The following is a 22,998-nucleotide window of genomic DNA, read 5'->3' as shown; positions in this document are numbered from 1 at the left end:
ACGACACCCACTTTTAAATACGAAACATGATTTATTTTTTGGGCGCAGCTCCAACCACTCCGGCACCTGGCGCTTTAAAATACTTAAAGAATTCTGAGTTTTGATCTACCACCATCACATCACTCTTAGTCTTAAAGCTTGCACGATAAGCTTCCAAGCTCCGGTAGAATTTATAAAACTCCGCATTCTGGCTAAAAGCTTGCGAATAGATTTTCGCCGCTTCCGCATCACCCGCACCGCTGACGGTTTGGGCTTCTTTATACGCCTCAGCCAAAATTACTATTCGCTGACGATCTGCATCTGCACGAATTTTTTCAGAATCAGCAAAGCCAGTGGATCGCAACTCATTTGCGACACGACTACGTTCAGCCTTCATTCGTTCATACACCGAATTATTGATCTGCTCGACATAGTCAACACGCTGCAAACGCACGTCGACGATTTCCACACCGATTTGCTTCGCTTCATCTGTCACTTTTTTGCGGATTGCTTGCATTACCTTATCACGCTCACCTGAAATTACATCGCGCACCGAGCGCTTAGTAATTTCTTCGTTCAAAGCAGCTTTCACAATTTGCGATAAACGATCACGGGCACGACTTTCTTCACCGTTGAAGCTAACGAAGTACAATTTTGGTTCTGTGATATGCCATTTGACATAGGTATCCACCAAAATATTTTTCTTTTCTGCAGTAATAAAGCGATCCGCTTCCGGGGACTCTATCGTCAAAATACGCTTATCCAAAAACATCACATTTTGGAATGGCGGTGGCAATTTAAAATGCAATCCAGGCTCGCTAATTACTGCTTTCACTTCACCTAATGCAAACACGATTGCATGCGATCTTTGATCGACAACAAAAATGGTTGAGTAAGCGGCGATTCCTACAATGATTAACGCCAACAAGGAAGAAATAAACTTATTCATTAACGTGACTCCCTATCGCGGGAATCGCGGGCGCGACCATCTTTAACTCCCCGAACTTCCACTGTAGATATAGTCTCAGACGGCAACGTATTCACCGCAGTGGGCACGCTGGATTTCGCCGCGTCACCCTGAGAATTCAACTTATCCAAAGGCAGATAAATCATATTATTTGCACTCTTTGTATCCATCATCAACTTCGTCGTGCTGGAGAAAATTTGTTGCATCGTTTCGAGATACATACGATCACGTGTCACACCTGGCGCCTTTTGATATTCAACCAAAATCTGTTTGAAGCGCGCTACGTTACCTTCCGCATTCGCAATCACTTTAGAGCGATAACCTTCTGCATCTTGCAACAGACGAGATGCTTCACCGCGGGCTTTCGGAATCACGTCGTTCGCATATGCCTGACCTTCATTCTTTTGGCGCTCTTTATCCTGACCAGCTTTCACAGCATCATCAAACGCGGCTTGAACTTGCTCAGGTGGTTGCACAGCTTGCATCGTCACATTAGTAATTTGAGCGCCAGAATCATAACGATCCAGAACTTGCTGCATCAAAACGTTCACATCCAGCGCCACTTTTTCACGACCTTCATACAATACAAAATCCATTTTGCTACGCCCCACGATTTCACGAATCGCGGTCTCAGCAACCTGACGTATCATCTCTTCTTGATCACGATTGCTATACAACCACTTAGCTGCATCTTTCAACTTGTATTGAACCGCGAATTGGATGTCAATGATGTTTTCATCATCTGTCAACATCAATGCTTCTTTTGGCTGCTTATTCTTGACGTTGTTGCGATAACCCACTTCAACTGTACGCACCTGTTGCACATTGACTATTTCATGCGCTTGAATAGGTGAAGGCCAGCGCCAATTAAAACCAGGATTGGCTTGGTAACTATACTTGCCAAAAGTTGTAATCACGCCAGTCTGACCTTCTTGCACAATGAAAAATCCACTGATCATCCAAAAAAATGCGAGCACGGCAACAATGACACCAAGTCCAACTTTCGCGAACATAGAATCGTTGGGGGCACTCCCACCACCATCACCGCTGCCCTTTTTACCAAACACACGGGCAATAGATAAATTAAAATCACGCCACAACTGATCTAAATCAGGAGGGCCATCTTCTGGCTTTTTGCCGCCCGGCTTATCGTCTTTTGAACCACGCCCCCATTGAGGATCATTCAAAGACAACAAGGGTTTGAGGCGATTGAGAAAGGAAATTCGCATGCGTTACTTACCCGATAAATTATTAAATTTACTCAAATAAAACAAAAGAAAAACAATTCGAAAAATCTCACTGTTCAAGCAAAATTTCGGCACTCATTTCAGAATCGACTGGCGTTTTCTGCATTAATTCAACGATGGCATTTCGTAACAAATCAATACCTTGACCATTTTTTGCACTAACGAAAACTCTGTTAATTTTACCATATTCGTCACGCTCTATCGCGGGCAAGAGATCCGCCTGATCAATCTTATTCCAAACCAATAACTGCGGAATATGGTCCGCACCAATTTCCTTTAGCACATGGTTAACTTGATCGATCTGATCATTTCTCACTGCGCTGCCACCGTCAACCACATGCAACAACAAATCAGCATGAATAGTCTCTTCCAATGTTGCACGAAAAGAAGCCACCAATTGATGCGGCAAATCACGGATAAAGCCGACAGTATCTGATACCACAATATTCCCAACACCTTCAAGATAGAGGCGACGCGAAGTTGTGTCTAGCGTAGCAAAAAGCTGGTTTGCGGCATAGGTTCCAGCCTTGGTCAATGTATTAAACAGGGTCGATTTACCTGCATTGGTATAGCCAACTAAAGACACCGTGAAGGTATTACTTCGCCCCCGCGAACGACGCTGAGTCTCACGTTGCTTATGCAACTTCTCCATCTTTGCCTTCAGCATTTTGACACGTTCGCCCAATAAACGACGATCGGTTTCCAGCTGCGTTTCACCCGGCCCACGCAAACCAATACCACCTTTTTGTCTCTCGAGATGCGTCCAACCTCGCACCAAGCGTGTAGCCAAATGCTGCAATTGAGCCAATTCCACCTGCACTTTACCCTCGTGACTTTTGGCACGTTGAGCAAAAATATCTAGGATCAAACTGGTTCTATCAACGACACGAATTTTGAGATGCCGCTCCAAATTTCGCTGTTGAGCTGGGGATAAAGCATGGTTGAATATGACAAGATCTAAACTCAGATCGATGACAGCATGTGCAATCTCGTCTGCCTTGCCAGATCCTATAAATAAGGCTGCATCAGGACTAGATCGCTTGCACGCAATGCTTGTGATGGTCTCAGCTCCCGCAGATAACGCGAACTGAGAAAGTTCGTCTAAACTTGCAGCAAAATCACCTTTGCCAAAGTCAACGCCAACTAGTGCGGCGCGCATAGGAACCTATATAAAAAACAATTACTCAAGAAATTCAACAATAATTACTCTGTTTCCGCATCGGAGTTGATACTTACCGCACGAGCAGGCACTACGGTCGAGATTGCATGCTTATAAACCATTTGTGTCACGGTGTTGCGTAGCAAGACAACATATTGATCAAATGATTCAACATGGCCTTGCAATTTAATTCCATTAACCAAATAAATCGAAACAGGAATGTGTTCTTTTCTTAACGCATTTAAAAATGGGTCTTGTAACAGTTGCCCTTTATTGCTCATAACAGCTCCATTGTGTTGTTGTGATTAGGAGTTGGGGACACCTTTCGAGATTGCAAGTGTCCAAAAGATAATTAAGATACCACGAGAAACAAATTTTTAAAATACTACTAAGCCTTTATGCGAAGCTTAGTTTGCAATATTTAATCTTTTACTTCGATTCTTTGGTAAATGGGTTTTTGCCCGAGCGCATTTCAATGCGCAAAGGTGTCCCCGTTAAATTAAAAGTTTCTCTAAAATGCTTTTCTAAATAACGCTTATAGACATCACCAATTGCATCCAAAGCATTGCCATGAATTACAATAATTGGTGGATTTTGCCCACCTTGATGCGCATAACGCATCTTAGGTCGAATCGAACCTTTGCGTTTCGGTTGCTGATGCTCAACTGCCTCGATCAAAGCACGAGTCAGTTTTGGCGTTGACAAATTAGCCATCGCCGCTTCATATGCCGCATCAATAGATTTCATTAATGGTGCGATCCCAGTTGACTTCAGAGCAGAGATAAAGTGGAATTTAGCAAACGTCAAGAAATTCAATTTGCGCTCGATATCCATCTTGATCTCATCGCGCCTGTCGCTTTGCAAACCGTCCCACTTATTCACGCCAACCACCAGGGCTCGGCCAGATTCCAATATAAAGCCAGCAATATGCGCATCTTGTTCAGAAATGTCCTGTTGCGCATCTAACAGCAACAGCACGACATTAGCTTCGGAGACAGATTGCAGAGTTTTCACAACAGAAAATTTCTCGATCGCCTCAAACACTTTGCCTCGACGACGAATACCCGCAGTGTCGATCAGCGTATATTGTTGCCCATCACGCTCGAAAGGAATTTCAATGGAATCACGGGTGGTTCCTGGCATATCAAACGCAATGACACGCTCCTCACCTAGGAGGGTATTTACCAGTGTTGATTTACCAACATTAGGACGGCCAACAATCGCGATCTTAATACCTTTTGCAGCATCAAGATTTTCTTCTGGCTCATCCGGACGCGAAGCGTAGGCTATATTCAATGCTTCTTCCACCAAATCAGTAACGCCATCACCGTGCGCAGATGAAATCACATAAGGATCACCGAGACCCAATTCATAAAAATCGGCTGCGACACTGGTATAACGCATGCCTTCGGCTTTATTTACCACCAACATTACAGAACGTCCTGATTTTCTCAAGAAGTCCGTAATCGTCTTATCATGTGGCGTTAGACCTTGACGACCATCCACTAAGAAAATAATCACGTCAGCTTCGGCAACGGCTTGTTTGGTTTGCTTCGCCATTTCATGCATGATGCCTTCTTTTGCTACAGGCTCGAAACCACCGGTATCAATCACCAAAAATGGCCGTTCGCCGACACGCCCCTCACCGTAGTGACGATCACGGGTTAATCCTGGCAAATCGGCCACCAAAGCGTCGCGCGTGCGAGTTAAGCGATTGAATAAAGTAGACTTGCCGACGTTTGGTCGACCGATTAAAGCGATAACTGGTTTCATTAATTTATTCCGTCGCAAATGCGACAACAGCACCTGATTTTGTTTGCACTATCAGGTTATTACCGACCAAAGCCGGGGCAGACATAATCTTACTTCCATCCGTTGGCATTCGTGCCAGGAAAGAACCATCTTCTCTAGATAGGAAATGCAAAAAGCCGAAACGATCACCAACCACGACTGAACGACCAAATGAAGTTGGCGTGGATAAACCACGATTCGTCAGTTTATCGTTTTTCCACGCAGTAGCACCGCCGCTAATATCATAAGCAAATACCCCACCTTGATTATCTACGGCGAAAGCAAAGCGCTCATCTGCAGCGACGCCTACTTCACTAGAAATATTTTTTGCCCATTTCAATGTACCGTTATTCACATCAAAACAAGCTACACGCCCTTGATAGCTTGCAGCACAAATAGTACTGCCCACTAAAGCTGGAGCACCAGACATGTCCACAATACGCTCGAGTTCGGTTGCACCCTTTGCTTCAGCCGCAGTTGCCTCCCAACGCAATCCACCATTTTGCAGAGCCAGGTCAATCAATTTTCCACCCGGAGTCGAAATAATTACTTGCTGATCCTTAATTGTAATACCCGTGACCATGCGCAACGTTAGTACTGGCAATGGCCGCTCAACCATCCATTTAAGAGCACCAGTTTCTACGTCAAATGCCGATATCCGATTATCTATACTATGAACGACCACAACGCTTTCAGAGACCGCAGGTGCCGACAAAATTTCACTACTTGCTTGCGCCTTCCAGCGAAATTTTCCTTGATCATCAAAGACAAATAAAACGCCTTTTTCACCAGCGACTGCAACTGCTTTTGCATTTGCACCCACACCGGCGGTCAAGCGCAATTCGGCTTTGGATTTCCACGCAACTTGTCCAGTCAGGCTATTAATTTTCACGACAGTACCATCGGCACTCGCCACATAAACATCAGTACCTACAACCGCAGGGCTAAAAAAATAATCTCCAGCAGCACCCACATTTATCGTCCAGGCATTCTTAACTGACATGCTGGTAGTAAAATTTTGCAGCACAGCCGGGGCATTCTTAGTATCTTCCTTGGCAAAAGGATTTAACCAAGACAAACTAGAACAGGCGCTCAACAAACCTACACTTACAATCGACACCAGAAGTCCACGTGAAAACATAGATAATCTCATATTATTTTTTTTCAGAAGTAACGGCAACTTTTGCGTCAATTGCGCCGCCCAGTGCATCCAGCTTAATTTGCACTAACTGTCTTCCAGCATGTTTCTCACCCATTTTATCGAGTGCAGCTTTATACGTTTCGCGCGCTTCTTTGATCTTGTTCTGAGCAACGAATACATCAGCTTTACGATCTAAAACGTCCGCCTCAAATTCAGTCGAAAAGTCACCACTGAGCACTTTTAATGCATCATCATAATTTTTCTCATCCAACAAAATCGACGTCAAACGTAATTTCGCTAACGCTTGAAATTCCTTGGTTTGTCCATGCTCAGCAACCCAAGTCAACTGCGTTTTTGCAGATTTCATATCATTCGCATCAAACGCGCTTCTTGCTGCCGTCAATGCAGCCATGGTCGCGTAAGACGTACGTGCATATTTTTCGACTAAATTAGTAGCCGCACCCTGCACTTTTGCATTGTCCTTCACACCAGCGGCACGCTGCAACTCCTCATAAATTGTGGATGCCTGCGCAGCTTGCCCGTGTTGATAATTTGTCCATGCTGTCCAACCAGCAAAAGCGGATAAGCCTGCGATCAACAACCAAGTTGCCAAATTGCCGTATTGTTTCCACCAAGCTTTGAGGGTGTCTATCTGTTCTTGCTCTTCGAGATCGTATGCCATATTTAATTAATTTTAATGATGAATGTGAATATGATTAGGATTATCGCACTGGGATTCGTCGTGATCTGATCCAACGATTTGATCGACCAAATAATCAACCGCGGTATCGAATGGAACACTGACTTGATTATTCTCAAAATCGTCTGATCGCATTGACTTCACCGCAACTGTATTAGCGGCGGCTTCATCTTCACCAATGATGACTGCAAATGCAGCACCACTTGCATCTGCCTTTTTCATTTGAGATTTAAAACTTCCGACTCCCGCAGCAGATGCGCAATGTAACACAACATCCAAGCCGGCATCACGCAAACGTTCGCCTAAAACAAAAGATTGCACCTGTGCTTGCTCACCTTGATGTACAAGATAAACATCACAACTACTACTCAAATCAGCGTCACCATTGGCCTTCATTAACTCCAACAAGCGCTCAACACCCATCGCAAATCCGCAAGCTGGCGTTGGCTTGCCACCAAACAAGGTAAATAAAGTATCGTACCGACCACCACCGCACACTGTACCTTGCGAACCGAGTTCATCGGTAACCCACTCAAAAACCGTGCGATTGTAATAATCCATCCCACGCACCAAACGTGGATTAATGGTGAACGGAATACTATTGTGCCGCAAAATTTTCTGCAATCCTTCAAAGTGCGTTAAGGACTCCTCACCCAAATAATCCAATAGCTTAGGCGCATTATTGACGATTTCTTGCAGAGCTGGATTCTTCGTATCAAGAATTCGTAAAGGATTGGAATACAAACGACGCTGCGCTTCTGCGTCCAATAAGTCTTTATGCTGTTCTAAATAGGCAATCAAATCAGCACGATGACGGTTGCGCTCTTCTGCGTCACCAATAGAATTGAGCTCCAGACGAATATTCTGCAAACCGAGATCATCCCAAAGGCGCTGGCACATTACGATCAATTCCGCATCGATATCAGGGCCAGCGAACCCAAGCGCCTCGGCACCAACTTGATGAAACTGACGATAACGACCGCGTTGTGGCTTTTCATGACGAAACATTGGGCCGTTGTACCAGACCCGTTTTGGACCATCATAAGTCAAGTTATGCTCAAGCACGGCACGCACAATACCTGCTGTGTTTTCTGGTCGCAGGGTCAGTTTATCGCCATTCATAGAATCTTCAAAAGAATACATTTCTTTCTCGACGATATCGGTAACTGCACCTAGACCACGCGCAAACAGGGGCGTAGCCTCAACAATCGGCGTGCGCATTTGTTGAAATCCATAGCTTTTCAATACCGACTGCACAGTATTTTCAAACAATTCCCAGAGCGCAGCCTGTTCGGGGAGGATGTCATTCATCCCCTTAATGCCACTGATCTTCTCTACTTTTTTATTTTCGGACATTCCTGCAATTCCAATTCATTTTCAATTCTTGTTTGATTCAATTACTTATTCCAAACTTGCACCATCTAAATCTAAGACAAATTAAGGTGTTTGCGCGTAATGACTTTTTACGTAATTCAGAACAATTTCCTGAAAGTCTTGCGCGATACTATCACCGCGTAAAGTCATCGCTTTGACCCCATCAATGAATACCGGTGCTGCAGGCGATTCGCCCGTGCCCGGCAAACTGATGCCTATGTGAGCATGTTTAGATTCACCAGGTCCATTTACGATACATCCCATGACAGCAACATTCATTCCCTCCACACCAGGATATTGCTCTTTCCAAGCAGGCATCTGCTCTCGCAAAAAAGATTGAATATCGTCGGCCAACTCCTGAAAAACTGTCGAAGTGGTACGTCCACATCCTGGGCAAGCTATCACCATAGGCATAAACTTACGCAAGCCCATCGTTTGCAGAATTTCTTGTGCGACAAACACTTCCTTACAACGATCCCCGCCCGGTTCCGGCGTCAATGAGATACGAATCGTATCCCCAATTCCTTCTTGCAACAACACGGACAGCGCAGCAGTAGAAGCGACGATCCCTTTACTTCCCATTCCTGCCTCGGTCAAACCCAAATGCAAAGGATAATCACAATGCTGTGCAATTTCACGATAAACCGCGATCAAATCCTGCACACCAGAAACTTTGCAAGACAGGATAATTTGATCGCCAGCAAGACCCAACTCTTCAGCTCTTTGCGCACTCTCGATGGCCGAAGTAATCAAGGCTTGATACATTACTGTTTGCGCACTGAAAGGCAGGGCACGTTGAGAATTTTCATCCATGATACGTGCTAACAACGCTTGATCAAGACTACCCCAATTCACTCCAATACGCACTGGCTTATTATACAGGCAAGCCATTTCTATCATTTGTGCAAATTGGGTATCACGCTTAGCACCCTGCCCCACATTACCAGGGTTAATTCTGTACTTTGACAAGGCTTGGGCGCAAGCAGGAAAATCTTTTAGGAGCGTATGACCGTTGTAATGGAAGTCTCCCACTAAGGGTACATCCACACCCATACGATCTAGCTGCTCGCGAATCACTGGAACTGCTTGTGCAGCCTCCGGATTATTTACAGTAATACGAACCAATTCCGAGCCGGCGCGAGCCAACTCTTTAATCTGAATTGCTGTCCCAATCGCGTCCGCCGTATCTGTATTAGTCATTGACTGTATTACAACAGGGGCACTTCCCCCAATGACGACAACGCGGTCTTTATAGCAAATTTTGACTGCACGCGAATCGCGACGCGCTTTCGAACCACATGCAATTTCTTTAAGATCAACCAACATATTTATTTCACTACAAGATTGGCAACATTATTACCACGATCAGACAAAATTGATAAAGGCTCACCACGCAAAATCGCATCTACTCCAGCAGCATTTCCAATTTTCACATTGAGCGCTTGCTTCACACTAAATGATTCCTCCGTACCCGCTTTTGCCAAATGCGAACTTAATATCGTTCCACTTTCGGTTTTTACTTGAATCCAAGAATCTTGACGAAATTTCAGCACAAACAACTCAGCCACTGGCGGCAAGCTTATTGGCGTGGCATTGGTTGCCGCTTTCTCGTCTAAAACCAGAGCAGAAGCTGACTTATTTCTTTCTGAAGCGACCGGCACAGCCTCAATTGTCGGCACACTCTTTTCGCTCGCCACATCTGAAACCGAGGTGGTCGTCTCACCACCTTGCACTTTTGATGATTGAGCGGCAGTCTGCGTGACAGGCAACTCAGTGGCTGCAGTCGATTCCATTAAGCCAGGCGTCGCTGTCGATAAAACTGCAACTGGCACGTCTTTTTTTTCAAAGACCACCCCAAAATTCTTACCAAATTCAGTTGCCTGCAAAAGCAAAAACAGGCCAACAATAATCAAGAGAGTAATAGCACCGATTATGTAGCGTCGATTATTGTCATGCTGACCTTGCAAAGACAATCTCGAGTCGATAAATGGGGTCGACAATGCAGGGCGCAACGACGCTTCGAGCTGTACTGGCTCAGTATCCCTTGGCAAAGAAGCAACCAACCCATCGCCGTTAATCTTTAGCAATTTCGCATATGCACGAACGAATCCTCGCACAATCACCATTTTAGGCAATACATCAAAATTATCCGACTCTAAAGCCACAATCTGCACTTGAGACAATTTCAACTGTTCCGCCACAAACTGAACCGTCCAATTCCTAGCTTGACGACTGGCGGCAAGTTGACCACCGGTTGTTGTCGGGAAACTTGCGTTTTCAGGCACCATTTTTTCTTCTTGTAAAACAGGCGTAGCCGTTTGCATCACATCATTCATTAAAAGCACCCTTTTGAAACAAAGCAAATTCCCTAGAATTTGGATGGCGACGTCGCAATTGCGTACCCAGACCATTTACTGACGCTTGATCGCCTAACTTATAATCGATTTTTATAGCAATCCATAGCACGTCCGCTGCGAAAATCTCTTCTTTCAACACACGTTGAATATAGGGTCTTGCCTTTTCATACTGGCCTTTATCGTAATAGACCTTAGCCAGATTCGCATTCACCGAAGGATTATTTGAATCCTCTTGAAACGCCATTAAAAAATATTTTTCAGCACTGGCAATATCCTTCATACGCAAACTACAAACACCTGCACTCATCATCGCCTTCAAAGGCGTTGGGTAACTACGATCAGTCAATATCTTGTCATACAGAGGCAATGCTTGTTTTTCGCGCGCATTTTGGCACAAAAACCACGCATAGTTATTCCGGATTTCAGCATTTGCCGGATCTAGCTTTAAGGCAAAAAGAAAATTTTCCTCGGCGCGCTGCGGATCACTCATTTCCATTTGTATCAATGCGCGAAGACTATACGCATTCGCCATTTTGGGAGAAAGTGTAATTACATTTCGAATCTCTTCCAAGGCCAATTTGTACTGCCCCTCCTTGAAATAATCGACCGCTAACTGCATGCGAATCGATACTCGACGTTGAATCTCTGGGCTTTCTGAAACCGTTTTTTCATCGTCAAGCGAATCAGAAAATTTTGAGCTTGAACAAGCCGACAACAATATCGCACAAAAAGAAATTATCAGTACAAAAGTCGACTTGTGAAATCGCATTATTTTATCTCCGTAATTTTGCCAAAACTGGGACCAAATTTCTTCTGATACTCAGACATTTGCTGCATACGTTCTTGCACACGGGTTCTATCCTGAACTTCGCCTGCCAATTGACCACAGGCCGCATCGATATCATCACCACGTGTTTTACGCACGGTCGTGACAATACCAGCGTCCATCAAAATTTGTGCAAACAATTTAATGCGTACATTCGGCGAACGTTTTAAGCCTGACTCTGGAAATGGATTAAACGGAATTAAGTTAAATTTGCACGGAACCGTTTTCACCAAAGCGACTAGTTCATGCGCATGCTGATCGGTGTCGTTCACACCATCCAACATACAATATTCAAAAGTAATAAAGTCGCGTGGCGCAAATTCTAAATAGCGACGACAAGCGCCCATCAATTCATGCAAGGGATATTTCTTATTTAATGGCACCAAGCCATCGCGCAATTGATCGTTCGATGCATGCAAGGAAACGGCCATCGCGACTGGACATTCTTTCGACAACTTATCAATCATTGGCACTACACCACTCGTCGATAGAGTGACACGACGACGTGACAAGCCATAGGCATTATCATCCAGCATCAACTTCAACGCGGTGACCGTTGGCTCAAAATTTAGCAGCGGCTCACCCATACCCATCATCACCACATTCGTGATCTGGCGCTCGCCTTTTGGACCGGGCTCTACACCCTTTGTTCTACGCAGCTCAAATTCAGCCATCCACAACTGACCGATAATTTCACCAACGCTTAAATTACGATTAAATCCTTGTTTGCCAGTGGAACAAAAACGGCAATTAACTGCACAGCCCGCTTGCGTAGAAATACACAAGGTGCCACGATTTTCTTCCGGAATAAATACGGTCTCTACCGCATTTCCGTTACCGACATCAACGAGCCACTTACGGGTTCCGTCGGTCGATGTATGATCACTGATTACCGCTGGCGCGGAAATATGCGCACGTCCAGCTAACTTTTCCCGCAAAGATTTTGCCAGATCGGTCATTTCATCAAAATTGCTAGCGCCGAATTGGTGTATCCAGCGCTGCAATTGTTTTGCGCGAAACGGCTTCTCACCCAGCTCGCTGCAATAAGCCACGAGTTGTGCAGGATCAAAATCCAATAAGTTGGTGAGTGCCGTCATTTAAATCTTCTTTCGCGCCTGAAGCAGACGCTCCAGTCAAAACCAATAAAACCAATAAAACTAATAAAACCACTAATTACACTTGCAAATGCTTCCGCACAGATTAACGTGAATATACGTTCAATGCTGGGAAGAAGTAAGCGATTTCATTTGCTGCGGTTTCAGCAGCATCAGAGCCGTGAACTGCATTTGCATCGATAGATTCAGCGAAATCAGCGCGGATTGTGCCTTTTTCTGCCTTCTTAGGATCTGTTGCGCCCATCAAATCACGATTTGTCAAAATCGCGTTTTCGCCTTCTAACACTTGTACGAAAACTGGACCAGAGATCATGAAATCGACCAAATCTTTGAAAAATGGACGTGCTGCGTGCACAGCGTAGAAACCTTCTGCTTCAGCGCGGGACAATTGTGTCAAGCGAGCTGCAACAACTTTCAAGCCAGCACCTTCAAAGCGGCTGACGATTTGACCGATTACGTTTTTTGCAACTGCGTCAGGTTTGATGATTGATAATGTACGTTCGATAGCCATCTAAAAACTCCAATAAAAAGAAAGGGTTAAGACAAAATTTCAAGAATTCATCTAACCTTAGATTTTAGCATGAAACCCATTACTCTAGGTAACATGTCCAATAACACAATTTAAAAACAATGATTAATTTACATCAGCTAATTTGAAGACCGAAAATTCATCTAGGAATGAAGGCAAAAGTAGAAACAGAGCATGACTTCTATCTTCGGGCACATTATCCGCTCAACGATGGTACTTCCTAGCTGCAACTGTTAGACTTCGGCCTTCGTTGAGTACAAAGTCAACACAAAAACATGAGCACTAACACCATGCCAAATTCAAAACGTTTTTCCAGTCTTCCATTAAACACCGCTTTGATAAGCAATTTAGAGGGTCTTGGTTACCTGGAAATGACAGAAATTCAAGCCGCCAGCATTCCTATCATGCTAGAACAGCGAGATTTGATCGCACAAGCCAAAACCGGTAGCGGCAAAACGGCAGCGTTTGGCATTGGCATTTTAAGTAAACTTAACCCTAGTTACTTCGCGGTTCAAGGACTTGTCGTTTGCCCCACTCGAGAGTTGGCAGATCAGGTTTCAAATGAACTACGTCGCCTCGCGCGTGCTACCCCGAACGTCAAAATCTTGACACTCTGCGGCGGAGCCCCCATGCGACCACAGATCGCCTCACTAGAGCACGGCGCGCATATCGTGGTAGGTACGCCAGGACGTCTACTCGACCATATTGGACGCAATAGTATTAACTTAGCGACGGTACAGACATTAGTTTTAGATGAAGCTGATCGCATGGTTGATATGGGTTTTTTTGATGACATCGTTGGCATCGTTGCCGCCTGCTCACCGCGCCGTCAAACTTTACTATTTTCGGCGACCTACCCCTCTGACATGCGTAATGCGACTGCGAGTTTCCTACGGGACCCAGTCGAAGTAAAAGTAGAAAGTCAGCACGCCAGCCAGCAAATTGAGCAATTTTTCTTTGAAGTTACCGTAGAAAACAGAAACGCTGCCGTTAGCCAATTGCTTTTTCACTACCAACCAGTGTCGAGCATCGCGTTTTGCAATACAAAAATCCATTGCGACGAATTGGCGCACGAGTTACAGCAACAAGGAATCACAGCACTAGCCTTACATGGCGACATGGAACAACGCGATCGTGACGAGATTCTCGTTTTGTTTGCAAATCAGAGTTGCTCAGTTCTAGTTGCGACAGATGTCGCAGCACGCGGAATTGATATTCAGTCTTTAGGTGCAGTGATAAATGTTGATGTCTCCAAAGACACCGAGGTGCACATCCACAGGGTCGGTAGAACCGGGCGCGCTGGTGAACGCGGGCTCGCGTTGACACTTGCCGCACCAAATGAAAAAAAATGGGTACGATTGATCGAAGAGTATCAAAATCAAAGTGCCACGTGGAAGTCCTTAAGCCAGCTGAGCGAGGCGACCCAGCACCATGGAGAACAAACCGGGCTGATTGCCCCCAAAATCAGTATTTGCATCGCTGGAGGCAAGAAAGATAAATTGCGCCCAGGCGATATTCTAGGCGCATTGACTGGCGACGTCGGTCTCACAAAAGATCAAGTTGGTAAAATCAATGTGTTCGAATTTATGTCCTATGTTGCCGTCAATCGCGATGTCGCTGATCTGGTGATGCGAAAACTTGCAAGCTGCAACATCAAAGGCAGACAATTTAAGATTCGCGAAATTACTTGAGCGTTTCAACTAATAACGTGCAAAAACCAAAATACTGCGTAATTAGGTATTGTTTCACAAGAAAAGATAAAATTTTATGATACGAATTTTAATTGCCGACGACCACACCATCATGCGCGAAGGTCTAAAACGCATCCTTGATGGCATCGATGACATTCAAGTCATCGGTGAAGCGATTGATGGACATGACACGATCACCAAAGTACGCTCAGAGAATTTTGATGTGTTATTACTCGACCTTTCGATGCCTGGTCGCAGTGGAGTAGATCTTATCCATCAGATCAAAGAAGAATTCCCAAAATTGCCGATTTTGATTCTGACTATGCACGAGGAAGAGCAATATGCCGTTCGCGCCATTCGTGCTGGTGCAAATGGTTACTTAACAAAAGAAAGCGCTGGAACACAGTTGGTTACTGCACTGAGAAAAGTCGCTTCGGGACGTCCATATATCAGCATGGAAGTAGCCGAACAATTAGCAATGTCGGCTATGCCATCGGCAAATAACAACCAAACTCATAGCGCTTTATCTGATAGAGAATTTGAAGTATTTTGCCATCTAGCAAAAGGCAAATCGATTACCGAAATTGGTGACATGCTGCATTTGAGCGTCAAGACAGTCAGCACTCATAAAACACGCATCATGCAAAAAATGGCACTTCAATCGATTTCGGAGTTAGTGCAATATGCAATCACACATCACTTGTTGAATTAGTCATCATCATTAGCCTCCCAAAATAGCGGAAGGATTCCATCCTTCCCTTGGCTAATCGACTTCCCCCTCTCCCCGCCCGCCTTTCAATCTACTAACGCACCAGTACTACAGCATCCAAAACGACGCCTTTAGGAATATTCCTACAAAGCAAGAGCAAACTCCCACACTCCAAATCAGCAAACACTGATTTAAATCAAACGCGCAGCTCTGCATAATGAACACATGCAAACAAAGCTTGTCCTTAAAGTTAAACGCGCCATGAATTTGTTTATCGTAGAAGATTCCCTCTTAATTCAAAACCGCTTGGTGCGGTTTATTGAAGAGTTACCCGACATTAGCATTGTTGGCATGAGTCCCGACATCGGAAGCGCCTATGACAAAATAGTTGCGGCCCATGCCGATGCGATGATTCTCGATATTCAGCTGAGCGATGGAAACGGTTTAGTTCTACTCAAAAAAATCAAAAATACCCACCCGGAAATTCGGGTAGTCGTTCTGACCAATCATTCTAGCGAAGCGAATCGCATGCAAGCACTGAGGGCAGGTGCAGATAGTTTTCTAGATAAATCCACAGATTTTGAACAGATACCAAGCATTCTGCACCGCTGGCAAGGTTCTGACCATCTTCATTAGGTTACCTCAATCTTCATCGACGCACATCGCATATTAAACAATTTCGAAATTTCAATTAAAGAGAGTACATCATGTCGAACTTATCTACACTTTCTCAATCAACTCGTTTTACCGATATTGCTAACATTTCTGATAGTGCATGGCGTCAGCAGGGAAGTCTCTGGTCGAATTTGCGCCAAGTTTGTGATTTACTTAGTATTGCAGCACCCGCAACGGCGGATGATGAAGACACCGTGTTTCAACATGTACGTTTTAAGGCAGGACAACGCATCCACCGTATCGGTCAGGCTTTTGACACACTTTACATTGTGAACTCTGGCTTCTTAAAAACCGTCCATATTGACGAATACGGTAATGAGCAAGTGTTAAGCTTTCCTATGAAAGGTGATTTGCTCGGTATTGATGGAATACACAAACTACATTACGCGTCTGAGGCTATTGCGCTTAGCGATTGCGATATGATTTTAGTTCCCTATAAAACATTTACCTCACTTGGTCGCGTACATGTTGAACTCGAGCAAGCTATGTTTAGCGTCATGAGTCGCGAAATAGTTCGTGAACAGATGATGATCAGTATGCTCAGTGCCCTCAGTGCAGAGGCAAAAGTGGCACGTTTTCTGACCAATCTGGGTGAACGCTTCAATCAAATGGGTTACTCTGGTCGCAGCTTCAATTTACGTATGACACGCCAGGAAATCGGCAGTTATCTCGGACTGACACTTGAAACAGTCAGTCGTACATTGTCCGCCTTAAATGAACTTGGTATGATTTCTGTTGAACAACGTGAAATTAATTTGATAGACCCCGTTGCACTAAAAACTCTGCGCCGCTTGCCACCAGCGAAAGCACGGATTAAAGTGAGCGAAAAAGTGACAGCCCTCGTCAATAAGAACTTACTTCCACAATGGAATGGAGAATTGGCTGCTGCGCTCAATTGACCTGTCTACATAACTAACGTGAGGTAACGTATGACTTATAAAACCATACTGGTGCATGTCGATGAATCTAAAAGCTCGCTAACACGCACCCAATTCGCCCATCAAATTGCCAGCAAATTTGATGCGCACCTTACTGGCATCGCTCTCACTGGGATCTCACGTTACATTTTCGAAAGCACCGATCTTGGTGTTGGCGATCCGAATATCATGTTGCATTTATCAGCTCTGCGTGAGCGTGCAGAAAAAGCGATCTCGCAATTTCAAAAAAGTAGCGCCGGCCTCGGTATCGCCACGACAGAATGTCTTATCGCAAATGATGAGGCAAACGGTGGATTAGGATTACGCGCTCGTTACTCAGACTTAATCATTATCGGCCAAACTAATCGAGAGGAGCCCTCACCTTCAGTGATGTCGGATTTCCCCGAATTCATGGTGGTGAATTCTGGGCGTCCAGTAATAATCGTTCCCTATGCCAGTGATTTAGATAGTATTGCGGAAAACTGTGTGATTGCATGGGATGGCAGTCGGGAAGCAGCGCGGGCTATTACCGATGCGATCCCCTTACTGAAATCAAGCAAACTGGTACACATATTAATTATCAACCCTGAGCAACAAGCTGACGTGCATGGAGAAGAACCCGGCGCCGATATTGCACTTTATCTCGCACGGCATGGAATCAAAGTGGAAATCACCACGCGTTTTGGTACACACAGCACCGGAAACACCATTCTCACTGCGTGCAAAGAACTCAACGCAGACTTATTGGTGATGGGAGGCTATGGACATTCGCGCTTCCGCGAAATGATTATGGGCGGAACAACACGAACTATTTTGGAAAAAATGACACTTCCAGTATTGATGTCGCATTAATTTTTCTTGAGCTCAAGGATTCAATGTACTTCTTGAACCGAGTACAATAAATAAATGTACACTCGCATACACTCATACAAAGCCCGATTCACTCGGGCTTTTTTATCAGCAATTCCTTCGATTGATTGAACACTTATTGTTCTTCCTTTTTACAGTGACAATGAGAATTTAACGGCATTCGCTGGCGTACAAGCATACAAAACTCTTCAATCTCCACTGAATTTAACGACATCTAGACTATGAAAAATGCCAATCCCAATGAAATGCAGCACATTACTTGGCTTAGTCTGGCCCTGCTAGTCCTCTCTTGCTATCTTTGGTCACAACAGGCCTTGTTCGCTGCAGTAAAAATTCCTAATGCACTAACCATCCATACGGGGTTAGAAACCGCAACCATCATCATTTTTGTTTCAGTATTTATTGTCTGCTGGAATGCCTTTGGCGACTTGCGCAAACTGAGCAGCCTAATTCTGGCGGTTGCCTTTCTCAGCGCTGCGATATTCGGATTTTTCCACGCGATATCATTTCAAGGAATGCCTGGATTTCCCGGCGCGATTGACATGCATAAATCGCTGAGCTTTTGGCTATTATCTCGTTACCTGATTAGTTTTACTTTACTCGGTTTGGTTCTGCAGAAAAAAGATACCGACGTTTCAGACACGCGCTCGCAAATCAGTATTTCTCTAGGTCTACTAGCCACTATCTTCTTTACCTACCTGGTATTTACATTTCCCGAAATTCTCCCGACGACTTACCTCAAGGATTTTGGACAAACGGCTTTCAAAATCCATTGTGAAATGGTGTTAGTCGCTACCAACTTCCTGACTGCGGCATTGTTTTACCGGCGCATCAGATTGTCCGACAATATCAATTCGGAAGGCCATCTTACGATTAAACGCAGTCTCTTATTTTTTGCGGCAGCAATGATGGCTATTTCTGAGACTTACTTTTCTCTCTACCGATTTCCTGATGAAATTTTTGTCGTAATTGGACATGTTTTCCAAGTTATCGCGGCGTTTGCAATCTATCGTGGAATGGTGGGAATTAATATTCATGCTCCTTATTCCAGCCTAATCCAGAACACATACGATTTACAACAGGCAGCCGATCAACTTCTCATTCATAAGCAACGTCTCACAGGTGTAATCGAGACCGCGATGGACGGCATTATCACGATTGACGCCCAACATACAATCATTTTGGTGAATCCGGCCGCTGCCAATATTTTCGGCTATGCCGTGAATGAGTTACTTGGCGCATCTATCGATATCGTTATTCCTATGCGACATCGCGAAACACACAGTACACATGTGAATCGTTTTGGAGATCGCGGAACGACTCGCCGTAAAATGGGTACTAGTTTCGATGACTACTATGTTACCGGCTTACATGCAAATGGTGCAGAGTTCCCCATAGAGGCGTCAATTTCTAGCTTAATCGAAAATGACAAACGCTTTTATACCGTAATTTTCCGCGACATTAGCGAGCGCAAAATTGCGAAAGAAAAGATGGCGCAATATCATTCTGAACTCAGCCAACTATCTTCCGCTTTGCAAAGCATACGAGAAGAGGAACGCAAACATATCGCGCGCGAATTGCATGATGACCTGGGACAGTTATTGGCAGCTTTACGAATGGATTTATCGCTACTACAGCGAGATCAAACGATGACCGAGAAATCACGATTGACCGTCATTAGTATGGATCAGCTTCTACTCACCTCGATTACAACTTTACGCCGGATTGCAACCGATTTGCGACCGCGTGCACTTGACGAAGGTGGCTTATTTTTTGCTCTACAATCACTACAAAAAGAATTCTCCCAAAGACATGGCGTCCATTGTGATTTGATCGCAGATGAAGAACAATTAATTCTCGACGATGATCGCAGCACGGCGATCTTTCGCATAATCCAAGAGTCTCTCACCAACGTTGCGCGCCATGCAAAAGCCAGTCATGTGGATATTCATTTTGAACGTACCCCGACGACATTATCATTAACCATCCGTGATGATGGTCGTGGCATTGAGGAAGGCGCCATGAATAAAACACGCTCTTTCGGCTTAGTTGGTATGCGTGAACGAATCAAGGCTTTACACGGAGACTTCCGAGTGCAAAGCGAGGTCGGAAAAGGGACATTGATTCAAATACAGATACCACTAGACATATCAATCACAAATCCTGCCAATTGATCACTTCTCTTTGCAGTTCAGACAACTTACTGACAATCTATGCTAGGAAAACCCGATAAAACGAAAAATAACTCAACAATTTTGTAGAAATCCAGCTATGCTTAAAAAATAAGCAGCAGCATTGAATTACATATACATGCAGGGGTTAAGATCATGGCAATTTCCAGTCTCAATATCGGTATTTCAGGGATGAAGGCATATCAAGGCGCCTTGGACAGCAGTGCTAACAATATCGCCAACGCACAAACCAAAGGCTATCAACCTCAAGTTGCCAGTTTTCAAGAAAATTCGAACGGCGGCGTTCGCGTCAACATTAGCAAAGTTGGGCAAGAATTAGCGACTCAAGGCAATAATGGCACTGAAGGCAGCGGAACAGACCTGACCACAGAATTAACCAATAATATTCAATATAAAGCTGGATTTGAATTGTCGGCGAAACTGGTCAAAACAGCAGATGAAATTTTTGCCAGTTTGCTCGATCTGAAAAAATAGGCAGCCAATTATTAACAATTGGCATACCGACATTTAATACTTTGGTGTGACGCACAAAAAATCAGGCATATTTTTCATATCAAAATAAAACAAGCCCATCAATCCCATTGTTAGCAAAATAAAGGCAAATAGCACCCGAATAATTTGCATCCATCCCCGTTGTCTTAAGCGTTGAGAAATCGTCTGCACAATCAATAAGTGCGGCAGTGCAGCCAATCCAAACAATAACATCAATATCGCCCCCGACCAGACAGCGCCTGACAAGAGCGCAAAAGGTGCAATCGCATACGACAAGCCACAAGGTAGTGCTCCCCATGCGATTCCCATCAAATAGGGGTAAGAACTGCCTTTCTGGATCGTCGGCATCAGTTTGCTATACGCAGCATGGAATCTACTACTCAAAAAAACGGGCACAAATGATTTGATACGCACGCCCAACAATCGTAATCCAAGAAAAATCAAGGCTAGATTACCCACCACAAATAAGCCCAAGCTAATCGGAAAATCCGTTTTCCATTGTAAACTGGCTGCTCCTAAACCACCAAAGATCGCACCAATCATCGTGTAGGTGCTGAGACGCCCGCCATGCAATTTACATTGATAGACCCAATTCGATTGCGGTTGCGTTGGAGACAATGCTAATCGTTGATCTATGCTGGACGAATGGTCTATTGAGAAATGACTGTCACCAGTATTAAGTGACTTTAGAGAAGTCGCTGGCACAATCGCAATCACTTTTTGAGAGGCGTGGCGTGTTTGAGACTTGCTTGGCGGTAAGCGACTTAAAATAGTCGCAATCCCACCACACATACCTACGCAATGAAATCCGCCGATCAAGCCTGCCGACACTGCAGCTAAAATCAGCGGTAAGGTCAGCATACTTAAATCAATTTCGAATATTTTGCGCTACTTTGACGCGACAGATACTGGTCAAATAACATGCTAAAAGCGCGAACGAACATACGTCCCTTTGAAGTAACACTCACGGCGGAATCATTAATTTTCATCAAGCCTTCGTCCGCGTATGCCTGTGCCTTTATAAGTTCGTTCTGGAAGTATTCTGCAAAACGAATGCTGTACTTTTTCTCAATCGACGGAATATCGAGCGTTGCGCTACACATTAAGTCCATAATAATTTCACGACGCAATAAATCGTCATTGCTTAAATCAAAGCCTTTCTCTACGGGCAATTTATTTTGATCAAGTGCCGCATAGTATTCATCTAAAGTACGCAAATTTTGTACGTACGATGCTCCGATCTTGCCGATTGAGGACAAGCCCAAAGCTACCAAGTCACAATCGGCACGCGTGGTATAACCTTGGAAATTGCGATGTAAAGATTTATCTTTGACTGCCAGCGCCAAACTATCATCAGGCTTCGCAAAATGATCTAAACCAATGTACACATAGCCCTCTGCCAATAATCGGCGCAAAGACATCAAAAAAATTTGTAACCGTTGTTCAGCCGACGGTAAATCCGCTTCATTAATACGTCGTTGCGGTTTAAAACGCGTTGGCAAATGGGCATAGTTGTACAGAGCAATTCGTGCAGGTGAAAGCGCAATAACTTGATCTAATGTCCGCGAAAAACTTTCTAAATTTTGTTTCGGCAAGCCATAAATCAAATCAAAATTGATCGACTGGAATCCAACTGCACGACTTTGCGCAATACATTTCTCTACCATGTCGTAAGGCTGAATTCTATGCACGGCTATTTGTACTTGTTCATCAAAATCTTGCACGCCCAAGCTTGTGCGATTAAACCCTACGTCAGCCAACAATTGCAAAGTTTCAGCGGTAACCGTACGAGGATCAATTTCGATTGATATTTCGGCATCCTCCGCAAAATCAAAATTATCTCGCAGCATCGCCATCAGGCCACGCATTTCATCTTCACTCAAAAACGTTGGCGTTCCGCCCCCCAAATGTAACTGAGATATCGTTTCTCGGGCAGTTAAGTGGCACTTTACAAGTTGCAATTCTTTCGCGAGGTAATTCAAATAAATCGCCGATTTACTACGATCTTTTGTAATCACTTTATTGCAAGCACAGTAGTAACAAAGCGAAGCACAAAACGGGATATGAATATACAAAGACAAAGGCGGTTTACTCACTGCCTGATTACGTTGTTGCAAATACTGAATGTAGGAAGATTCCGTGAATTCGGTATGAAAACGATCGGCCGTTGGATAAGACGTATAGCGAGGTCCTAATGAGTCGAAACGACGTATTAGCTCTTCAGAAATTTCCAAATTGTCTTTTGCGGTTTGTTCTAGAATCGCCAT

At 44.4% G+C, this 22,998-nt stretch carries 22 protein-coding genes; 7 read left to right on the top strand and 15 right to left on the bottom strand.

Annotated features, from left to right (window positions below; translation table 11 throughout):
• Positions 1-31: 31 nt before the first annotated feature.
• The 13 genes from hflC to ndk form a co-directional block, all read right to left on the bottom strand.
• Positions 32-928 (bottom strand): protease modulator HflC, encoded by an 897-nt coding sequence (gene hflC, locus ACO0KW_RS04525; protein ID WP_423051051.1) that lies wholly within the window; start codon positions 926-928, stop codon positions 32-34.
• Positions 928-2,175: an FtsH protease activity modulator HflK gene (gene hflK / locus ACO0KW_RS04520; protein WP_423051049.1), complete on the bottom strand. Its 1,248-nt coding sequence runs from the start codon at positions 2,173-2,175 to the stop codon at positions 928-930. Before hflK ends, hflC begins: the two co-directional genes overlap by 1 nt.
• Before the next feature lie 67 nt (positions 2,176-2,242).
• Positions 2,243-3,352: a GTPase HflX gene (gene hflX / locus ACO0KW_RS04515; RefSeq protein ID WP_423051047.1), complete on the bottom strand. Its 1,110-nt coding sequence runs from the start codon at positions 3,350-3,352 to the stop codon at positions 2,243-2,245.
• A gap of 44 nt (positions 3,353-3,396) precedes the next feature.
• Complete coding sequence (hfq, locus tag ACO0KW_RS04510) at positions 3,397-3,633, bottom strand: RNA chaperone Hfq (RefSeq protein ID WP_423051045.1); 237 nt, start codon at positions 3,631-3,633, stop codon at positions 3,397-3,399.
• Between the two features lie 148 nt (positions 3,634-3,781).
• Positions 3,782-5,125: a ribosome biogenesis GTPase Der gene (gene der / locus ACO0KW_RS04505; protein ID WP_423051043.1), complete on the bottom strand. Its 1,344-nt coding sequence runs from the start codon at positions 5,123-5,125 to the stop codon at positions 3,782-3,784.
• Positions 5,126-5,129: 4 nt separating this feature from the next.
• Positions 5,130-6,284 carry an outer membrane protein assembly factor BamB gene (gene bamB, locus ACO0KW_RS04500; RefSeq protein WP_423051041.1) on the bottom strand — a complete coding sequence of 385 codons (1,155 nt, stop codon included), beginning with the start codon at positions 6,282-6,284 and terminating at the stop codon, positions 5,130-5,132.
• Between the two features lie 13 nt (positions 6,285-6,297).
• On the bottom strand, positions 6,298-6,966 hold the full coding sequence (locus tag ACO0KW_RS04495) for a YfgM family protein (RefSeq protein WP_423051039.1): 669 nt from the start codon (positions 6,964-6,966) through the stop codon (positions 6,298-6,300).
• Between the two features lie 12 nt (positions 6,967-6,978).
• Positions 6,979-8,340 (bottom strand): histidine--tRNA ligase, encoded by a 1,362-nt coding sequence (gene hisS, locus ACO0KW_RS04490; protein ID WP_423051037.1) that lies wholly within the window; start codon positions 8,338-8,340, stop codon positions 6,979-6,981.
• A gap of 81 nt (positions 8,341-8,421) precedes the next feature.
• Positions 8,422-9,684 carry a flavodoxin-dependent (E)-4-hydroxy-3-methylbut-2-enyl-diphosphate synthase gene (gene ispG / locus ACO0KW_RS04485; RefSeq protein ID WP_423051035.1) on the bottom strand — a complete coding sequence of 421 codons (1,263 nt, stop codon included), beginning with the start codon at positions 9,682-9,684 and terminating at the stop codon, positions 8,422-8,424.
• A 2-nt stretch (positions 9,685-9,686) separates the two neighbouring features.
• Positions 9,687-10,694, bottom strand: a complete 1,008-nt coding sequence (locus ACO0KW_RS04480) for a helix-turn-helix domain-containing protein (protein WP_423051033.1) — start codon at positions 10,692-10,694, stop codon at positions 9,687-9,689.
• A complete protein-coding gene (gene pilW, locus ACO0KW_RS04475) occupies positions 10,687-11,484 on the bottom strand; it encodes a type IV pilus biogenesis/stability protein PilW (RefSeq protein ID WP_423051031.1) in 798 nt (265 codons plus the stop codon). The genes ACO0KW_RS04480 and pilW overlap by 8 nt, the downstream gene beginning before the upstream one ends.
• Positions 11,484-12,638, bottom strand: a complete 1,155-nt coding sequence (gene rlmN / locus ACO0KW_RS04470) for a 23S rRNA (adenine(2503)-C(2))-methyltransferase RlmN (RefSeq protein WP_423051029.1) — start codon at positions 12,636-12,638, stop codon at positions 11,484-11,486. The genes pilW and rlmN overlap by 1 nt, the downstream gene beginning before the upstream one ends.
• A 103-nt stretch (positions 12,639-12,741) precedes the next feature.
• On the bottom strand, positions 12,742-13,167 hold the full coding sequence (ndk, locus tag ACO0KW_RS04465; protein ID WP_186889323.1) for a nucleoside-diphosphate kinase: 426 nt from the start codon (positions 13,165-13,167) through the stop codon (positions 12,742-12,744).
• 308 nt (positions 13,168-13,475) lie between these two features.
• Here ndk and dbpA point away from each other — a divergent pair, with 308 nt between their 5' ends.
• The 7 genes from dbpA (at position 13,476) to ACO0KW_RS04430 (ending at position 20,713) form a co-directional block, all read left to right on the top strand.
• Positions 13,476-14,876, top strand: a complete 1,401-nt coding sequence (gene dbpA, locus ACO0KW_RS04460; protein ID WP_423051027.1) for an ATP-dependent RNA helicase DbpA — start codon at positions 13,476-13,478, stop codon at positions 14,874-14,876.
• Between the two features lie 76 nt (positions 14,877-14,952).
• Positions 14,953-15,588 carry a response regulator gene (locus ACO0KW_RS04455; protein WP_423051025.1) on the top strand — a complete coding sequence of 212 codons (636 nt, stop codon included), beginning with the start codon at positions 14,953-14,955 and terminating at the stop codon, positions 15,586-15,588.
• A gap of 222 nt (positions 15,589-15,810) precedes the next feature.
• Complete coding sequence (locus ACO0KW_RS04450; RefSeq protein WP_423051023.1) at positions 15,811-16,221, top strand: response regulator; 411 nt, start codon at positions 15,811-15,813, stop codon at positions 16,219-16,221.
• A gap of 71 nt (positions 16,222-16,292) precedes the next feature.
• Positions 16,293-17,159: a Crp/Fnr family transcriptional regulator gene (locus tag ACO0KW_RS04445; protein ID WP_423051021.1), complete on the top strand. Its 867-nt coding sequence runs from the start codon at positions 16,293-16,295 to the stop codon at positions 17,157-17,159.
• A 30-nt stretch (positions 17,160-17,189) separates the two neighbouring features.
• Positions 17,190-18,029, top strand: a complete 840-nt coding sequence (locus ACO0KW_RS04440; RefSeq protein WP_423051019.1) for a universal stress protein — start codon at positions 17,190-17,192, stop codon at positions 18,027-18,029.
• Between the two features lie 239 nt (positions 18,030-18,268).
• Positions 18,269-20,221: an MASE3 domain-containing protein gene (locus ACO0KW_RS04435; protein WP_423051017.1), complete on the top strand. Its 1,953-nt coding sequence runs from the start codon at positions 18,269-18,271 to the stop codon at positions 20,219-20,221.
• Positions 20,222-20,374: 153 nt separating this feature from the next.
• Positions 20,375-20,713: a flagellar basal body rod C-terminal domain-containing protein gene (locus tag ACO0KW_RS04430; protein WP_423051015.1), complete on the top strand. Its 339-nt coding sequence runs from the start codon at positions 20,375-20,377 to the stop codon at positions 20,711-20,713.
• Between the two features lie 33 nt (positions 20,714-20,746).
• Here the strand turns inward: ACO0KW_RS04430 and ACO0KW_RS04425 are convergent, their stop codons facing one another.
• A complete protein-coding gene (locus ACO0KW_RS04425) occupies positions 20,747-21,592 on the bottom strand; it encodes a sulfite exporter TauE/SafE family protein (RefSeq protein WP_423051013.1) in 846 nt (281 codons plus the stop codon).
• Between the two features lie 2 nt (positions 21,593-21,594).
• Positions 21,595-22,998: an oxygen-independent coproporphyrinogen III oxidase gene (gene hemN / locus ACO0KW_RS04420; protein WP_423051011.1), complete on the bottom strand. Its 1,404-nt coding sequence runs from the start codon at positions 22,996-22,998 to the stop codon at positions 21,595-21,597.

Origin of the sequence: Undibacterium sp. Ji22W, from assembly GCF_049340305.1 — a bacterium.
Lineage (GTDB): Bacteria > Pseudomonadota > Gammaproteobacteria > Burkholderiales > Burkholderiaceae_D > Undibacterium.
The sequence above is the reverse complement of the archived record's forward strand: the minus strand, read 5'-3'. Positions and strand labels throughout refer to the sequence as shown.

What these genes read in the sequence shown, in the direction of transcription:
- ACO0KW_RS04450 (WP_423051023.1), top strand. Translation starts at nt 15,811, where the DNA reads ATGCAAACAAAGCTTGTCCTTAAAGTTAAACGCGCCATGAATTTGTTT.
- ndk (WP_186889323.1), bottom strand. Translation starts at nt 13,167, where the DNA reads ATGGCTATCGAACGTACATTATCAATCATCAAACCTGACGCAGTTGCA.
- bamB (WP_423051041.1), bottom strand. Translation starts at nt 6,284, where the DNA reads ATGTTTTCACGTGGACTTCTGGTGTCGATTGTAAGTGTAGGTTTGTTG.
- ACO0KW_RS04445 (WP_423051021.1), top strand. Translation starts at nt 16,293, where the DNA reads ATGTCGAACTTATCTACACTTTCTCAATCAACTCGTTTTACCGATATT.
- hflX (WP_423051047.1), bottom strand. Translation starts at nt 3,352, where the DNA reads ATGCGCGCCGCACTAGTTGGCGTTGACTTTGGCAAAGGTGATTTTGCT.
- ACO0KW_RS04495 (WP_423051039.1), bottom strand. Translation starts at nt 6,966, where the DNA reads ATGGCATACGATCTCGAAGAGCAAGAACAGATAGACACCCTCAAAGCT.
- pilW (WP_423051031.1), bottom strand. Translation starts at nt 11,484, where the DNA reads ATGCGATTTCACAAGTCGACTTTTGTACTGATAATTTCTTTTTGTGCG.
- hemN (WP_423051011.1), bottom strand. Translation starts at nt 22,998, where the DNA reads ATGGCGATTCTAGAACAAACCGCAAAAGACAATTTGGAAATTTCTGAA.
- ACO0KW_RS04440 (WP_423051019.1), top strand. Translation starts at nt 17,190, where the DNA reads ATGACTTATAAAACCATACTGGTGCATGTCGATGAATCTAAAAGCTCG.
- ACO0KW_RS04430 (WP_423051015.1), top strand. Translation starts at nt 20,375, where the DNA reads ATGGCAATTTCCAGTCTCAATATCGGTATTTCAGGGATGAAGGCATAT.
- hisS (WP_423051037.1), bottom strand. Translation starts at nt 8,340, where the DNA reads ATGTCCGAAAATAAAAAAGTAGAGAAGATCAGTGGCATTAAGGGGATG.
- hfq (WP_423051045.1), bottom strand. Translation starts at nt 3,633, where the DNA reads ATGAGCAATAAAGGGCAACTGTTACAAGACCCATTTTTAAATGCGTTA.
- der (WP_423051043.1), bottom strand. Translation starts at nt 5,125, where the DNA reads ATGAAACCAGTTATCGCTTTAATCGGTCGACCAAACGTCGGCAAGTCT.
- ACO0KW_RS04455 (WP_423051025.1), top strand. Translation starts at nt 14,953, where the DNA reads ATGATACGAATTTTAATTGCCGACGACCACACCATCATGCGCGAAGGT.
- ispG (WP_423051035.1), bottom strand. Translation starts at nt 9,684, where the DNA reads ATGTTGGTTGATCTTAAAGAAATTGCATGTGGTTCGAAAGCGCGTCGC.
- ACO0KW_RS04425 (WP_423051013.1), bottom strand. Translation starts at nt 21,592, where the DNA reads ATGCTGACCTTACCGCTGATTTTAGCTGCAGTGTCGGCAGGCTTGATC.
- rlmN (WP_423051029.1), bottom strand. Translation starts at nt 12,638, where the DNA reads ATGACGGCACTCACCAACTTATTGGATTTTGATCCTGCACAACTCGTG.
- hflK (WP_423051049.1), bottom strand. Translation starts at nt 2,175, where the DNA reads ATGCGAATTTCCTTTCTCAATCGCCTCAAACCCTTGTTGTCTTTGAAT.
- hflC (WP_423051051.1), bottom strand. Translation starts at nt 928, where the DNA reads ATGAATAAGTTTATTTCTTCCTTGTTGGCGTTAATCATTGTAGGAATC.
- ACO0KW_RS04435 (WP_423051017.1), top strand. Translation starts at nt 18,269, where the DNA reads ATGAAAAATGCCAATCCCAATGAAATGCAGCACATTACTTGGCTTAGT.
- ACO0KW_RS04480 (WP_423051033.1), bottom strand. Translation starts at nt 10,694, where the DNA reads ATGAATGATGTGATGCAAACGGCTACGCCTGTTTTACAAGAAGAAAAA.
- dbpA (WP_423051027.1), top strand. Translation starts at nt 13,476, where the DNA reads ATGCCAAATTCAAAACGTTTTTCCAGTCTTCCATTAAACACCGCTTTG.